Origin of the sequence: Nesterenkonia ebinurensis, from assembly GCF_008711175.1 — a bacterium.
Taxonomy (GTDB): Bacteria; Actinomycetota; Actinomycetes; order Actinomycetales; family Micrococcaceae; genus Nesterenkonia; species Nesterenkonia ebinurensis.
In genome coordinates this window covers 155365-170322 of record NZ_VWNF01000011.1, presented here as the reverse complement: position 1 = coordinate 170322, position 14958 = coordinate 155365, and the positions used below count along the sequence as shown (strand labels likewise).

Genomic DNA, 14958 nt, shown 5'->3' with positions numbered 1-14958 from the left:
TCGTCCGCACGGCAACTGCCTTAATTCAGCGGTAGTTGCGCAACAATGTCACCCTGGGGGCGTTCCTCTCCGCGGATATTCTCAACAGTGACCAGCAGTGCCTGGTGGCTGGCGAGGTTGCTGATGGTGATGATCTCGCCCTCCAGCTCATCGGGGGTGAAGTTGCCGATCGAGGAGGGCTCCCCGGTGCCGGCGGGCAGCAGCCACAGCTGGTAGGTCTGTTCGCCCTCGAGGGCAGGCAGATCGCTGAACTGGGCGTAGCCGACGTCCTCGGTGTGGGAGAGCACGGCGTCGACCGTTCCGCCCTCCTCCATCGGGTATTCCGCGATCTGCTCGGCCTCCGGGTCAGCATCAGCTAAGGCCTGGATGTCCCGGGGGATGCTCACCTGCCAGATGATCAGAGCACCGATCAGCACGATGGCCAGGAACCCTGTCACGAACATCCACTTCTTGATCACCGGGGTGCGGCGCTCAGTCTCACCGGTGTGATTGGAGAGGTTCTCCACCAGGCCGACTCCGACCTCCTGCCCGCCGAGCCCGGTGAGCAGATCCTCGAGCAGGGTGGACGGCGGCGCCACCGGGTCGGAGGCGAAGATCTCCGCCAAGGTGCGCCGGGCAGCCAGCACCCGGGTCTCCCACTGCTGGGCCTCGGACTCTGAGGCGGTGAGTGCCTTCTCGTCCAACAGGGCGCGTTCGGCATCGTCCACCGCATCCAGAGCGTAGAGCTCGGTGAGCTCCACCAGCAGTCCTTTGTCCAGGTCAGCGGCGATCTGATGGGAGAAATTGCGGTTGACCCCGCCGGAACGCTCCACATCCTTCTTGGTGACCGCAGCCTGCAGGATCGGATCCGGTTCGTTATCGCGGGTCTCGCGCTGGGTGTGCAGTCGGGTCATCGCATCACGCAGCCTCGACTTCACCGAGGGCACGGCCGCCTCCACCTTCTCCGCCACCTGCTGGTGGGTGGCCCCGGCCAGATAGGTCAGCGCAAGGGCCTGCGCCTGGGAATCGGAGAGGGCCAGCAGGTCCTCCAGCACCTCCTCGGGAAGGCCGGCCACTCCGCCGCCCTCGCTCTGCGGCACCGGGGTCAGCGGAATCGGTGTGGTGAGCCCCTCGCGGAACCGCTCCACAAAGATCCGGTGGGCCAGTGGGATCAGCCATTCCAGCACCAGCTCGTACTCATTGGGCTGGTAGCTGGCGCCCTCACCCTCAGCCTCGGCGCCGATGAACTCCTCGGTCAGCAGCTGGGAGGCCTGGGTCTGCAGCCGCAGATCCCGGGCGCGGGCATCTGCCTGGTCCCAGAGGTGGCGGTATACGGCAATCGTGGAGGAGTGGGCGTCGTCGTACTCTGCGTGCATGATCAGCGAGAGCCCGTAGACCACATCCGAGGTGGCCTCGAAGAAGGCGGAGAAAGCCGCCTGGTCCCCCTGGGCGGTCTGGGTGAGCAGGTCGGTGAGGGTGGGCGCGGTGCCGATGACCTTCATCTCCCCGGTGGCGGGATCTACAGCCGAGATCTCACCAGTCTCCGGATCGACCACCGCATCTTCGGGGTACTCCTCGTAGGAGTCCTGATAGTCGGTATCAGCATCCTCGCGGTAGTGGATCTCCTGGTACTCATCCTCGGCTTCGGTAGGAGTGGCAGCGACCGGCGCAGGCTCCTGCTCAGGGGGCTGCTTATCGCGGCGGGGGGTCTCGCTCATGACCCTGAGTCTAGTCAGGTGGGTCTGGCCTGACTGCGACCAACACTCAGCGCTGGGACTATACCGCCCCGGGGAAGCCGCGCTGACGCCAGGCTTCGTAGATCGCGATGCTCACCGAGTTCGCCAGGTTGAGGCTGCGCCGACCGGGGAGCATCGGGATGCGCACCAGCTGGGTGATCCTCGGATCGGCCTTGACGTGATCATCCAGGCCGGTGGACTCGCGTCCGAAGAGCAGGGTGTCCCCGGGTCGGTAGGTGACCGCAGTGTGCTGAGTGGACCCGTCCCCGGTGAAGGCGAAGATGCGGTGCTCAGCGGCGCTGTCGATCCCCAGGGCGGCGTAGGCGGACTCCAGATCCTGGTGCTCGGTCATCACCGCCAGATCGTGGTAGTCCAGCCCGGCCCGCTTCAGGCGAGCATCGGAGAAGTCGAAGAGGGTGGGCCCGGCGATGTGCAGATCGAACCCGGCCACGGCAGCCAGCCGGATGATGTTTCCGGTGTTGCCCGGGATCTCCGGCTGATCCAGCACCACTCGGAGTCCTGTGCCGCTCATGACTCCTCCGGGCTGGTGAGTCTGCTGCGCAGTGCAGCCATCAGGTGCCGGTCCACCAGATTGGCCCTATCAGAGGCAGCGAGAACATTGACCAGATGCCCGATGGCACGCCCGGCCGCCAGCGGCGTCGGTCCGCTTCGGCCGGCACCTTGGGGCTCGACCACCGGGTGGAAGAGGTCCCCGTCAGCGGCCAGCAGAATATGCTGGAAGTCGGTCTGGGTCTGTCCGCCGGCACCATGCTCAGCCTGTATCTGACGGGCCAGGCTGGTGCGCAGCTGCTTGGCCGCGGCGGCGAGGTCTGGCAGCGGCAGACTTCTCCCGGAGGTGCGTAGGGATTTTCCGTCCCAGGATGCGGTGGCACCGGGAACTTCTAGGGAGCTGATCAGCACCAGCACAGGACCGCAGAGCAGCACATGATCCGCAGTGGTGGGGTTTTTAGCACGACGATGCCTCCGCCCTGAAGTCTCTGAGGGGGCCAGGGAGACACTGTTGAACAGCCGGGCAGCGGGCAGAGCGGAGAGTACATGCTTCTCCAGCAGCTCGACACTGCGCTGCTGCCGGCGCTGGGACCGGCCGCCGAACAGTCCCTTCGCGGGGAACCCGCCGTGCACCTTTTGGCTGGTCAGAGTCAGGTTCAGCGGCTCCGGGCTGGACAGTGGCGGTTCATAGGTCACCGGTTTATCGGCGCTGGGACTGCGCTCAGCGGCCCGCTGCTTGGTGCGGGTGCGACGGTTGCCGGTCGGGGCGGAGCGGGAGTAGGTGAACCCGGCGCCTTCCTCTGTGGTGGCTGGGGAGTCCGCTTCAGCACCGGTGCCGGGGCGGCGGCGCAGGTCGTAGTCGGCACGGGTCTCGGCGGAGCCCAGCACCTCCCAGGCAGCCTGGATCTGGTGGAACTTCTCTACACTGCCCCCACGGTCGGGGTGGTGCTGACGGGCTGCCCGGCGGTAGGCGGCGCGAATGGCTTGAGGCTCGGCCTCGGGGGTCACCCCCAGCACTGCATAGAAGTCCGGCTCGCTCACCCGCTTAACTCTATCCGCACGTAGAATCGGCGGTGATGTCCCGCTATTTCGACCATGCCGCCACCACTGCGGTGAAGCCCACCGCGGTGGAGGTGCTCACCGAACTGCTGCCCACTGTGGCCAATCCATCCTCGCTGCACGGGGCCGGCCGGAAGGCGCGGCTGGCGGTGGACTCCGCACGGGAGCAGCTGGCCGCAGCCGTGGGCGCTGACCCTAGCGAGGTGATCTTCACCTCCGGCGGCACCGAGGCGGATAACCTTGCGGTCAAAGGCTTGTACTGGCAGCGCCGTTCCGAGAACCCGGCACGACGCCGCGTGCTGCTGCCCGGCATCGAGCACCACGCAGTGTTGGACACTGCCGAATGGCTTCAGACCCATGAGGGCGCTGAGCTGGTGATCATCCCGGTGGATGCCGAGGGGGTGGTGGAGACTGAGGCCCTGGCCGCGCTGCTGGCCGATGAGCCGGAGACCATCGCCCTGGCCACGGCGATGTGGGCCAATAATGAGGTCGGCTCGGTGCAGCCGGTGGCAGAGATCGGGCAGTTGTGCGCTGAGGCCGGGGTGCCCTTCCACACGGATGCAGTACAGGCCTTCGGCGGGGAGCCCGCTGGAGCGGCGCCGGTGGATTTTGCTGAGTCCGGTGCCTCAGCCATGGCGATCAGCGGGCATAAGATCGGTGCCCCGGTGGGCATCGGTGCACTGCTGGTGCGCCGGGACGTGAAGCTGACCCCCGTGCTGCACGGTGGCGGGCAGGAACGTGATATCCGCTCTGGCACTCTGGACACTGCGGGGATCTGCGCCTTCGCGGCAGTGGCCCGGGAAGTGGTGGCCGGGCGTGCGGCTGAGGCAGCACGCCTGACCGGGCTGCGCGATCAGCTGCTGGCGGCCGTGGACGGACTGGAGGGAGTCACCCTGCGCGGACCGGACCCGCGGCTGCACCCTCAACGGCGGTTGGCTAACAACCTGCACATCACCGTGGACGGCGCGGAGGGCGACTCGCTGCTGTTCATGCTGGATATGGCCGGCTTTGACACCGCCACCGGCTCGGCATGCACCGCCGGGGTGCCCCGGCCCAGCCATGTGCTGATGGCCATGGGGCTTTCCGAGGCGGAGGCGCGCGGGGCGCAGCGCTTCACCCTGGGCTGGACCACCACCGAGGAGGATGTCGCCGCGCTCGCAGCTGCCCTGCCGGGAATCATCGCCCAGTCCCGTCAGGCTGGGCTGGCAGCCCAGCGGCGGACGTGATCGGTCTGAGACTACTGATCGACCTCCACCACGGCGACGTCCATCGCTAGGCTGGAGCAGTTCAGGCCGTCCAGCTCCTCATCGTCGCAGCGGTCCGGGACATCCACCTGGCGGATCTCCACGATGGTGACCTCCCAGTCTTCGACCCGCTCGGTGGTGCCCACCGGGCCAGCTATCGTGTAACTGTCTCCGCCGAAGACGATCATATGCGCTGTGCCCCAGTACTGCTGCTCATCCTCATCCCACCGAGAACTGCCGTGCAGATCGTACTCCGCTGTCCCCCAGGGGTAGGGATCGCCCAGGGTGATGATCTCAGCTGAGTCGGGGATCTCGATGTCTGCGGTCTCCGCCTCCGGGCGGGCGTCGTCGTTCACCCCGCTGTTCGAGCAGGCAGCCAGTGCAACTAGGCCTGCTGCGGCTGCGATGCTCCTCGTGCCCTGTTCCATGTGCCTATGCTATGCATCCTCGAATCACAGTGTCGGCGGGGCGGCGTCGTACGCTGTGGTGGTTCATGCGGGGGCACAGGCGAGGCGGCGGCTCTGCAGTTCGCCCAGGGTCTGCTGATGGGGGCTGGTCCTGCTCGGGCTGCTGGTGACGATACTGACCGCTTGGTGGGGAGATGCGCCGATTATGCGGGTGCGTCCGGAACAGGCGCAGCAATAACTGGAATCCTGCTCAGGACTGCAGCAGGACCCGGGTTGAGGTCACGGTGGCGAACTCGCCGTGGAGGTTGGCGGCGGTGACCTGCGCGAGAGTCTCGGCCGGGATAGTCTGTCCGTCCGGTCCGGTCCGGTCGAAGGTGTGGGTCGCGTCCAGGGCGAAGTGCACCTCGTAGCCGAGGTTGCCGCCCACCCGGGCAGTGGTCTCACAGCAGTGGTTCGTGGTGACCCCGCAGATCACCAGGCGCTGGATGCCCTGCTGCTGCAGCCAAGCGTGCAGGTCTGGCGTGCCGTGGAAGCTGGAGTTCACACTCTTGACCACCAGCAGGTCCGGCTCACCGGTGACCATCTCCTGAAGAGCGTTCCCCGGGCGCTGCGGGCGCAGTGGGGAGTTCGGGTCGCGGGAGTCGTGCCGGACAAAGACCACAGGCCCTCCTGCCTGCCGCCAGTGCCCGAGCAGGGCTGCGATATTGGCCTCGCACTCGGGGTTGTTCCGCCTGCCCCAATAGTCGGCGTCGTCGAAGCCTGCCTGTACATCCACCAGCAGCAGGGCGGTCCGGTCATCGGGGCGGGGTGCAGCTTCCATCAGCGCATCATCTCCTGGCACGAGGCAGAGACTACCCGATTGGCTGAGGCGGGGTGCTCACTCAGCAGGTGGGCCGGCCGTATCGGGCGGCGCTCCAGATTTCCGCCGCAGTTGGGGCAGCGATCTCCCGGGAACCTTTCGACGCACTCCGAGCACCAGGTGCACTCGAATGTGCAGATCCAGGCTGCGGCGTCGTGGGGAAGGTGCCGGTCGCAGCACTCGCAGTTGGGTCGCAGCTCAAGCATGGTTCAAGACTAAGGTGGAGGGATGCAGCATCTCCGCACCTCTGAGATCCGGGCTGTCGTGTTTGACTTCGACGGAGTGATCCGCCGGTTCGACGCTCAGTTCACACCGGACCTGGAACGCCGCTATGGATTGCCTGAGGACAGTATCCAAGGCGCGGCTTTCGCCGAGCCTCTGATCACGGAGTTGACCACAGGGAGAATCCCGCGGCGGGAGTGGATACGCCGTATCGGTGCCCAGATCGGAACACCGGAAGCGGCTGCCGAATGGGCCCATCCTCCGACTGCTGCGGATCAGGAGCTCCTCATGCTGGCAGATGAACTGCGGGCACAGGGGCTCATCACCGCGGTCCTGACCAACGGGACCGATGAGGTCCGGGAGGAGGCCGCACAGCTCGGTGCCCTGGAGCATTTCGATGCATTCTTCAATTCTGCTGAGATCGGCTGGATAAAGCCGGACCCCCGAGTTTTCCAGTATGTGATGGATCAGCTTGGCCTCCGGGGGTCTGAGATCTTCTTCACCGATGATTCGCCGAATAAGCTCACCGGTGCTCGGCAGGTGGGTATGCATGCCCATCACTACAGCTCGGTCACGGCATTGCGAGCAGCACTCAGAGAGGTTAGCCGGGCAGGGTGACGTGCGCTGATGTCATTCAGAGTGGGCTGCTCTGCCAAGCTTTGCAGCTCCTGGTGCAGGGAACCTGGCAGTGAGCGTCCTTGCTCCGCGGTCCGGCAGCAGCCGCGCCGAGCTCCATGGCAGAGCTGTGATCGACCATGCGGTCTGAGGTTCCCAGTCTCAGTTGAGGGCAGGTCGTCAGTCGGTGCTGGTCCGGACGTGGGCGCGTTCGCCCTGCCGCCCGACCAGGCTGAGGAACTCTACGGGTCCCGCACTGGTGGCGCCGAACCAGTGCGGGATGCGGGTGTCGAACTCGGCTGCCTCCCCGGCTTGGAGCAGCAGGTCCTGATCACCGAGCACCAGGCGCAGAGTGCCGTTGAGCACATAGGCCCAGTCGTAGCCTTCATGGGAGCGCAGCTCGGGGTGGGCGTCGTCGTTCCCGGTGGGTAGCACGAACTTATAGGCCTGTATGCCGCCGGGGCGGCGAGTGAGGGGAATGATCACTGAGCCGTCGCGGCAGGCCAGTGGGCGCAGGTCCACCCGAGGATCGGCAGTGTGGGGCGCATCGACCAGGGAGTCGAGGGTCACCCCGTAGTACTGGGCCAGCGGCAGCAGCTGCTCCAGGGTCGGACGGCGGAGCCCTGACTCAAGTCTGGACAGTGTGCTGGTGGAGATTCCAGTCTCAGCGGCAAGTTGGGTGAGTGTGATGTCGCGACGTAACCTCAGGTGTTTCAACCGAGGCCCCACAGTGTCAAGAGTCTCATCTGTATTGGTGTTCACGTCTATCATTTTGCCATTTAGCAAGAGAGTTTGCACAATGACCACGCCCAGGTGACTCTGGTACTGCCACCACGATCAACTCAGAGGGCGAGGCTATGCACACATTCGATAAGAACTACTGGGAGAAGCACTGGGATCCTGCAGCGGCGGCACGGAGCCAGAGACTGCCGGTCAACCCGTATCTGGCAACTGAGACAGCACATCTCTCCCCGGGTGCGGCGCTGGACGCCGGGTGCGGAACTGGGGCAGAGGCACTGTGGCTGGCCGAGCGGGGCTGGCAGGTCACCGGTGCCGATATCTCCACCAGCGCACTCGCCGCTGCCGCTGCCCGCGCAGATGCCGCAGGCATGGCCGAGCGGACCCAGTGGGTAGAGGCCGACCTGACCAGTTGGGAACCGGAGCGCAGATGGGAGCTGGTGGTCACCAGCTACGCCCATCCCGAGACTGGACAGCTGGCTCTCTACCAGCGCCTCGCCGACTGGGTGGCACCTGGCGGCACTGTGTTGATTGTGGCTCACCTGCACCACGCCGCCCACAGCCACCCTCACCCCGAAGGTGCTACTGCTGACCAGGAGGGGATCACCGGCCTGTTCTCTCGGCCTGGCTGGAGCGTCGAGACCACCTACCAGAACACCCGCACCCTCCGTGCAGGCGGACGAGAGGTGCATCTGCATGACGTGATCGTCCGCGCCCGGCGGACCAGTTGAAAAAGGAAGCAGGAAACATGACATCTACCGCAGTCAACAGTTCAGGCGAGGCGCCGGTGATCGAGAGCCCGAGGCGTCGTCGTGCAATCCTGTGGGCGGTCTGTATTGCCCTGATGGCTGTGGTGGCATCGGTCTCCGGGCTGAATGTGGCCCAGCCGCACCTGGCGACCACCTTCGAGGCCTCTCAGGGGCAGGTGCTGTGGATCATCAACATCTACACCCTGACCCTTGCCGCCCTTCTGCTGCCCTTGGGGGCGGCCGGCGACCGGCTGGGCCGCAAGCCGGTCCTACTGGCCGGATTGGTGCTCTTCGGTATTGCGAACATCGCCGCTACCCTTGCACCGACTATGGAGGTCATGCTCGCAGCGCGCCTGGCCAGCGGAATCGGTGCCGCCCTGATCATGCCGGTGACCCTCTCGGTGATCACCTCCTCGTTCCCCGATCAGGAACGCTCCCGGGCGATCGGCATGTGGACCGCGGTCGCCGGAGGCGGCGGCATCCTCGGCATGTACCTCTCTGCGCTGCTGGTCGACGTCGCCTCCTGGCGGTGGCTGTTCGCCTTGCCTATAGTGCTCACCCTGGCATCCCTGCTGATCGGAGCCCGCGCCGTGCCGAACTCTCGTGAAGCCACACCGGGTCGCTTTGACGCCCTCGGCGCTCTGGCCTCGATCATCGCTGCTGTGGGCTTCACCTTCTCGCTGCATGAGGCACCCTCTCTGGGCTGGGGGAATCCGGTTGTGGTGGCCCCGATGGTCGCGGCGGTGATCGCCACAGCGGCATTTGTGGTGTGGGAGTTGCGCACCCCGTTCCCGCTGCTGGACATCCGATATTTCGGCACTCGCGGCCTGTCCTCGGGCACCACGCTGCTGCTGGTGCTGTTCGGGGTGCAGGGCGGCGTCTCCCTGGTCCTCTACCCGTTCTTCCAGGTGGTGCTCGGCTGGAGCGGGTTACTGGCTACGCTCGGGCTGATGCCCATGGCGCTGCTGATGATGGTCGCCTCCGGCCTGGCACCCAGGCTCGCTGCACGCATTGGTGCCCGCTGGGCCATGGTCACCGGGCTGAGTATTGCCACCGCGGGTCTGACGCTGATGGCCGGCCTGGTCTCGGCCGACGGCGGATACCTCAGTGTGCTCCCTGGCTTGATTGCCATGGGTCTGGGGGCAGGCTTGGCTATGACTCCCTCCACCGAAGCGATCACCTCTTCGCTGCCGCGTGCGAAGCAGGGCGTGGCCTCTGCGCTCAACGACCTCACCCGGGAGCTCGGTGCCGCTCTGGGTATTGCACTACTGGGCGGCATGCTGGTTGCCGGCTACCAGAACGCGATCAATGGACGGCTCCACGGGGTCCCGGAGGAACTGGCCGTCACTGCCGCCGAAGGCATTGCCAATGCTGTCGCCGTCAGTGCTGAGGCCGGGGAACATGCTCCGCAAATCCTCACTGCCGCGCAGGAGTCCTTCATCGCCGGTTGGCAGCAAGCCATGTGGATCGGTGTCGCAGTCATGGCGCTCCTCGTGATTTTCGTGGTCATCCGGGGGCCGAGAAGGGTGGACCGCCCCAGCACTGAACTTCTCCCGGAGAAGTGATGAACGAGGCTGAGCAGGACAGGGAGTCGATGAGCTATGAGCTGAGATTCAGTGACGACGGCGGGGAACCCTGGAGGTTGACCGGAACCAAGATGATCACCGGCAAAGCACCTTGGACTGTGCTGCGCGACCTCATCACGCTGCACACCACCGTGCAGTCAGAAGAGGGAAGCGGCGAGCAGGTTTCTGCTGTGCTGCGGATTAGTGCACAGGATGTGGCCAGACAGCTGGCTGCGGTTCGCGGCACCGGGTTTCCCCGTGCTCGCCGACTGGGCACGACTGCACGGTTTGTCGGCTTCTTCACCAGCTCCGCGGCGGGACGCCCGTAAGTCCTCCTAGAGCGATGCATGTGGCACTAATACAGCCGGCATGGGAACCCAGGGGCAACGTGCCTGCCTACCACGTCGATGCACCCGGTCTAGGGTTGAACTGTGGAATTGGTGCATGAGGTTCAGCGGCGGCTGTTGGGAACAGAGTATCTCCGGTCGGGAAATCATCGGCAGAGGTTGGCCGCTGAGACGTTAGAGGAACTGAATCTTGAGACAGTGCCGAACATCGAGGAGTGGGCGCTAGCCGGGACTATTCCGCTCGACGTCGGCCTCCCGGAATCAGACCTGGATATCCTGGTCTGCGCGGCAGAGCCAGAAGCGGTGCGTGACGAGCTCACCGCACGTTTCTCCCATATGCCCGAGTTCACCGTCTGGGCCCATAGGCGGGAAGCTGAAGCATGGTGTCTTGCGTTCAGCACTGTCGCCTACCCAATTGAGTTCTTCATCCAGTCCAAGCCGTTGCGAGAACAGCGTGCCTTCCGCCATCTGGTGGCTGAATACGCTCTGCTTACGCGGTACGGTAAGGATCTCGGTGAGCAGGTCAGACAGCTCAAGGCCTCAGGGATGGAGACCGAACCTGCCTTCGCCGAAGCTTTGGGACTCAGCGGCGATCCCTACCTCGCCCTGCTGCAGCTTGAGCCTTGCAACTGTGCCGAACCGTCTAGGCCGCCAAGTCGGTGAGGGCCTCGGCGGTGTCGCGCAGGCGGGTGAGGGTGCGCATCGCGGCAGCCTCGGAGAGCTGGGCTGGTTGGAGCCGGTGACGGGCTCCGTGAGCCGTGATCGTGACAGCAAATAGCGACGACGCCGGCATCCCCAACTTCTGCCAGGGCTCGGCAATGCGGGCGGCGAGCTGGGAGACCTCGGGAAGAGCGTCATGGGGCTCCCTGGGGTGCAGGAGGTCGGCCAGGATTTGTGCGTCCGACTCCACCAGGCCGGCGGTGCGCTCCCAGTCGGTGGCTTTGACTCGATGCAGCGGCAGAGCGAAGCCGTCAACGGTGGGACCGCCCCACCCGCGGAAGTCTTCAATGTGCTCAGCCTCAGCGGGCCGGCCCAGGTCCAGGATGATGTTCTCTGCACCAGCGGAGCGCAAGGCGGTGATGAAGGTGCCCAGCAGCTGCCGGGTCTCATCCCGGGGCAGAGACCGGATGGTCTGATACCCGCTCACCGTAGGAACGCTGCCGGTACGCACCCGCTGGTAGTCCGGTTCCAGCATGGTGACAGTCAGCTCGGGTGGCCGGACCGAGCGGAGGGCATGTTGGATGTGCTCGGCCGCACCGGCAGCCAGGGACTCCGCCAGGTCACGCCTGGCGCCGTGGTCGATGAGCACTTTCTCCCCATTGGGCAGATGCAGCTGGGTGGCCAAACTCACCGGGCCCAGCATCTCCAGTCTGAGCGGACCGGGAGTCCCGCCCTGCTCAGCCCGTTCTCCGCGAATCTCAGCAAGGGTGTTCACATCTGAGGTGAGCAGAGTGCTTGCTCGTTGATGATCTGCACCTGGCCGGGGCACCAGCCGCCAACCGTAGGAGGTCAGCTCAGCATAGAGCTCACTCAGCTGGGCCGTGGCCCGGCCCAGCAGTGACCCGTGGTGCCTGCGGCCGGGCAGCTCGAGCAGCGCCGAATGATGCGGTGCCGTGAGTTCGGATTCCATCAGCTCCGCTGCGCGGCGAAAATCCTGCCCGGGAAACACCCCGGGTGCTGCGAAACGGACAGTCACAGCAGCCAGCTCAGCCGATCAGGGCAGAGCGCTCCGGCAGCAGGACCCAAAGAACGGCGCCGCGGGGGCAGGTGGCCGAAGGCAGTACTGATCATTTCTGCGAGGCCCAGTCGAAGGGAGCATCCAGATCAGCCGCGGGGACGGAGTTCTCGGAGAGCGCCTGATGGTGGCGGATGACCTCTTCGATGATGAAGTTCAGGAACTTCTCCGCGAACTCTGGGTCCAGATGGGCATCGGAGGCCAGGCGCTTCAGCCGGGCGATCTGCGCCTTCTCCCGTCCGGGATCGGCAGGGGGGAGCTTATGCTTGGCCTTGAGCACGCCCACCCGCTGGGTGGCCTTGAACCGCTCAGCCAGCAGATGCACCAGCGCAGCGTCGATGTTGTCGATGGAGCCGCGCATCGAGAGCAGCTCGTCCATGATCTCCGGATCGACGTACTTGGCGGCGTCGCCCGCCCTGGGATCTGGTGCAGCCTGCTCAGTGCTCATGCCTAAAGTCTAGTCAGCACAGGCTGAGTGCATGATCTGTGCACTAGTTTGGGCCGTTTGAAGCTGAAAATGCTGCACAAATCATGCACTCGAGGGCAGGTGGGCAAGGTCGGCAGCTGAGGCGGCGTCCCACAGGGCACTGCGGGCGGTATCGATGGTGGCCTGGCCGAGCACCCGAGTGCCCTGATACATCACCGCGGTCTGCCCGGGGGCTACGCCTTTGAGCGGCTCAGCCAGCTCCACGATCAGTGGGGCCTCCTCGGAGAGCCTTTGGCTCGCCGTCCCCTCGGTCGCCTTGGAAGATCCCGCCCCAGCGGGGGGCTCCGCCCGGCTCAATCGGTCACCGCCACTGTTCCCGACCCGGGCGCGGGCGGGGACAGGGTCAGCGTGGGCGCGGATCTGCAGCTCGATCTCGAACCATTCACCGGTGTCAGCTTCAACCACCGGCGCCCCGGCCCAGGAGAGCCGAATGCCGGTGATCACATCGATGTCCAGCAGCTCCTTGGGTCCGGCCACCACGGTGTTCTCCTTGGGACGGACCTCCAGCACGAACCGGGGCTTGCCGTCCGGGGCGGGCCGGCCCAGCTTCATCCCACGGCGCTGGCCCACAGTGAAGGCCTGGGCGCCGGAATGCTCACCGAGATGCTCACCCTCGGGGTCAACGATCGGCCCAGGCTGCAGATCAATCTGCTCGGCCAGCCAGCCGCGGGTGTCGCCATCGGGGATGAAGCAGATGTCATGGGAGTCCGGCTTCTGGGCCACCGAGAGTCCGCGCTCAGCAGCCTCGGCACGCACCAGATCCTTCGACGGCGTATCGCCCAGCGGGAAGTAGCAGTGCGCCAGCTGCTGCTCATTCAGCACCCCCAGCACATAGGACTGGTCCTTGGTCCAGGTGGCCGCCCGGTGCAGTTCACGTCCGCCCGGCCCCTCCACGATCTTGGCGTAGTGACCGGTGGCCACGGCGTCGAACCCCAAGGCCACCGCCTTGTCCAGCAGGGCCTCAAACTTGATCTTCTCATTGCAGCGCATGCACGGGTTGGGGGTGCGACCGGCGGCGTACTCGGCGATGAAGTCATCGACCACATCGGCCTTGAACCGCTCGGAGAAGTCCCACACGTAGAACGGGATGCCCAGCTTTTCACAAGCCCGCCAGGCGTCCGAGGAGTCCTCAATGGTGCAGCAGCCGCGGGATCCGGTGCGCAGGGTGCCGGGCATGCGGGAGAGCGCCAAGTGCACGCCCACTACCTCATGACCGGCGTCCACTGCACGGGCTGCGGCTACGGCGGAGTCCACCCCGCCGGACATCGCTGCAAGGACTTTCATACCTTCCACGGTAGCGGATACCGGCACTAACCGCTGTGCCGAGAGCTGATCACCCTGCCGAGAGGTATAGCTCCAGGCAACACGATCAGCTCTAGGCGTGGTAGTGGTGCGCGGCGACTAGAGCTTTCCCGTTGCTTTCAAACGGATGTAGGTATCGGCTAGGGCGCCAGGGAGGGCCTCCGGTTCGGCCTGGACCACCTCTACACCCATGGCGCCCAGCTCAGCGGCCACCGCCTCCCCCTCGATCATGGCCCGCTCCGCGGCCGCGGCGGCATAGACCTGACTGACCGTCTGGCGGGCTGCGGCCCGGGCCACCAGCTCAGGGTTGCGCACCGCGGCCACTACCACCCGGTGCTTCTCGGTCAGTGCGGGCAGCACCGGCAGCAGCCCCTCATGTAAGGAGGGCGAATCCACCGCGGTAAGGATCACCACCAGAGACTTATGCGTGGTGATCGCAGCGATTTCCCCGGGAAGCTGGGAGAAATCCGCCTCCACCAGGGCCGGCTGCACCCGTGAGGCGGCCGTGCTGAGCACATTGAGAAAGCGCCCCCGCTCTGAGGACGACGCCGTGGCCAGCACCTCGCGGGCAAAGGCCAGGAAATCGACCCGGTCACCGGCATGAGCCGCCAGGGCGCCCAGCAGCAGGGAGGTCTCCAGTGCCGCATCCAGCCGGGGCTCATCGCCGATACGGGCAGCTGAAGTGCGGGAGGCGTCCAGGCACAGGATCACCCGACGGTCTCGTTCAGGCCGCCAGGTGCGCACCACCAGATGCTGTCCGGCGGCATCCTGCCGGCGTGCGGTGGCCCGCCAGTCGATGGAGCGCACATCATCGCCTCGGACATAGTCGCGCAGTGAGTCGAACTCGGTGCCGGCCCCGCGGATCTGCACCGCAGTGGCCCCGTCAAGCTCGCGCAGCCGGCGCAGCTTGGAGGGCAGATGCTTGCGGGAGGCGAACTCCGGGAGCACCTGTAAGGTCTGCGGTACCCGATGCACCACCTGACGGCCGGCCAGCCCCAAGGGACCCAGGGATCGGATGGTGATGTGCTGGCTGCTCAGCTCTCCGTGGCGGGTGGGGGTCAGCTGCACCTGCATCAGGGTGCTGCGACCGGCCTCTATATGGATCTTCTGCAGCGGATCTGCCGCCCCGGCGGTGGGCTGCCAGCCGTCCTTGGCCCAGCCGGTGAGCCGGCGGCCTCCCCGGTTCTCCAACTGGGTGGTCACCCGGATGCTCTGCCCGGCGCGCACCGGCGGGGGCTCATCCCTGACCACCCGGACCCTGCGCGGGGAGGCGCAGCTGAGCATGTCCACCAAGCCCAAGCCCAGCAGCAGGCTCAGCCACAGCCAGAACCACTGCGGCATCAGCACCACCAGCACAGCAGCGCCCAAGCTGGTCCAGAGGAAACGGAAGGTGATCACAGCAGA

Annotated in this window: 17 protein-coding genes; 6 read left to right on the top strand and 11 right to left on the bottom strand. The window is 65.9% G+C overall.

Going from position 1 to position 14958, the window contains the following annotated elements; genetic code table 11:
- Positions 1-20: 20 nt before the first annotated feature.
- Genes F0311_RS04615 through F0311_RS04605 form a run of 3 tightly spaced genes read right to left on the bottom strand, consistent with a single transcriptional unit; the run spans position 21 to position 3266 of the window.
- Complete coding sequence (locus F0311_RS04615; protein WP_150460780.1) at positions 21-1697, bottom strand: anti-sigma factor domain-containing protein; 1677 nt, start codon at positions 1695-1697, stop codon at positions 21-23.
- 58 nt (positions 1698-1755) lie between these two features.
- Complete coding sequence (locus tag F0311_RS04610; RefSeq protein ID WP_150460779.1) at positions 1756-2247, bottom strand: tRNA (cytidine(34)-2'-O)-methyltransferase; 492 nt, start codon at positions 2245-2247, stop codon at positions 1756-1758.
- Positions 2244-3266 carry a J domain-containing protein gene (locus F0311_RS04605; RefSeq protein WP_191089735.1) on the bottom strand — a complete coding sequence of 341 codons (1023 nt, stop codon included), beginning with the start codon at positions 3264-3266 and terminating at the stop codon, positions 2244-2246. Before F0311_RS04605 ends, F0311_RS04610 begins: the two co-directional genes overlap by 4 nt.
- Positions 3267-3301: 35 nt before the next feature.
- Between F0311_RS04605 and F0311_RS04600 the strand changes: the two genes are divergently transcribed.
- Positions 3302-4510, top strand: coding sequence for a cysteine desulfurase family protein (locus F0311_RS04600; protein WP_150460777.1), 1209 nt, complete (start codon positions 3302-3304; stop codon positions 4508-4510).
- Positions 4511-4521: 11 nt separating this feature from the next.
- Here the strand turns inward: F0311_RS04600 and F0311_RS04595 are convergent, their stop codons facing one another.
- From F0311_RS04595 to F0311_RS04585, 3 genes are all read right to left on the bottom strand, one after another.
- A complete protein-coding gene (locus tag F0311_RS04595) occupies positions 4522-4956 on the bottom strand; it encodes a hypothetical protein (protein ID WP_150460776.1) in 435 nt (144 codons plus the stop codon).
- Positions 4957-5185: 229 nt separating this feature from the next.
- Complete coding sequence (locus F0311_RS04590; protein ID WP_223881135.1) at positions 5186-5776, bottom strand: cysteine hydrolase family protein; 591 nt, start codon at positions 5774-5776, stop codon at positions 5186-5188.
- Positions 5755-6000 (bottom strand): DUF1272 domain-containing protein, encoded by a 246-nt coding sequence (locus tag F0311_RS04585; protein WP_150460775.1) that lies wholly within the window; start codon positions 5998-6000, stop codon positions 5755-5757. The genes F0311_RS04590 and F0311_RS04585 overlap by 22 nt, the downstream gene beginning before the upstream one ends.
- 22 nt (positions 6001-6022) lie before the next feature.
- Here F0311_RS04585 and F0311_RS04580 point away from each other — a divergent pair, with 22 nt between their 5' ends.
- Positions 6023-6634, top strand: a complete 612-nt coding sequence (locus F0311_RS04580; protein WP_150460774.1) for an HAD family hydrolase — start codon at positions 6023-6025, stop codon at positions 6632-6634.
- A 177-nt stretch (positions 6635-6811) separates the two neighbouring features.
- Here F0311_RS04580 and F0311_RS04575 read toward each other — a convergent pair whose 3' ends face one another.
- Complete coding sequence (locus tag F0311_RS04575; protein WP_150460773.1) at positions 6812-7393, bottom strand: helix-turn-helix domain-containing protein; 582 nt, start codon at positions 7391-7393, stop codon at positions 6812-6814.
- A gap of 95 nt (positions 7394-7488) precedes the next feature.
- Here F0311_RS04575 and F0311_RS04570 point away from each other — a divergent pair, with 95 nt between their 5' ends.
- From F0311_RS04570 to F0311_RS04555, 4 genes are all read left to right on the top strand, one after another.
- Positions 7489-8100 (top strand): class I SAM-dependent methyltransferase, encoded by a 612-nt coding sequence (locus F0311_RS04570; protein WP_150460772.1) that lies wholly within the window; start codon positions 7489-7491, stop codon positions 8098-8100.
- A 17-nt stretch (positions 8101-8117) separates the two neighbouring features.
- Positions 8118-9683, top strand: a complete 1566-nt coding sequence (locus F0311_RS04565) for an MFS transporter (protein ID WP_150460771.1) — start codon at positions 8118-8120, stop codon at positions 9681-9683.
- Positions 9683-10012, top strand: coding sequence for a hypothetical protein (locus tag F0311_RS04560; RefSeq protein WP_150460770.1), 330 nt, complete (start codon positions 9683-9685; stop codon positions 10010-10012). Before F0311_RS04565 ends, F0311_RS04560 begins: the two co-directional genes overlap by 1 nt.
- Positions 10013-10114: 102 nt before the next feature.
- The gene (locus F0311_RS04555) at positions 10115-10693 is read left to right on the top strand and encodes a DUF4269 domain-containing protein (protein WP_150460769.1); all 579 of its coding nucleotides are present in this window, start codon (positions 10115-10117) and stop codon (positions 10691-10693) included.
- Here the strand turns inward: F0311_RS04555 and F0311_RS04550 are convergent.
- The 4 genes from F0311_RS04550 to F0311_RS04535 all read right to left on the bottom strand — a co-directional run bounded on the left by F0311_RS04550 (position 10674) and on the right by F0311_RS04535 (position 14952).
- Positions 10674-11660, bottom strand: coding sequence for a uroporphyrinogen decarboxylase/cobalamine-independent methonine synthase family protein (locus F0311_RS04550; RefSeq protein WP_191089734.1), 987 nt, complete (start codon positions 11658-11660; stop codon positions 10674-10676). The genes F0311_RS04555 and F0311_RS04550 overlap by 20 nt on opposite strands.
- A 157-nt stretch (positions 11661-11817) precedes the next feature.
- Positions 11818-12213 (bottom strand): chorismate mutase, encoded by a 396-nt coding sequence (locus F0311_RS04545; RefSeq protein WP_150460767.1) that lies wholly within the window; start codon positions 12211-12213, stop codon positions 11818-11820.
- 81 nt (positions 12214-12294) lie between these two features.
- A complete protein-coding gene (mnmA, locus tag F0311_RS04540; RefSeq protein WP_150460766.1) occupies positions 12295-13536 on the bottom strand; it encodes a tRNA 2-thiouridine(34) synthase MnmA in 1242 nt (413 codons plus the stop codon).
- Between the two features lie 117 nt (positions 13537-13653).
- Positions 13654-14952 carry a DUF58 domain-containing protein gene (locus F0311_RS04535; protein ID WP_223881134.1) on the bottom strand — a complete coding sequence of 433 codons (1299 nt, stop codon included), beginning with the start codon at positions 14950-14952 and terminating at the stop codon, positions 13654-13656.
- Positions 14953-14958: the final 6 nt, after the last annotated feature.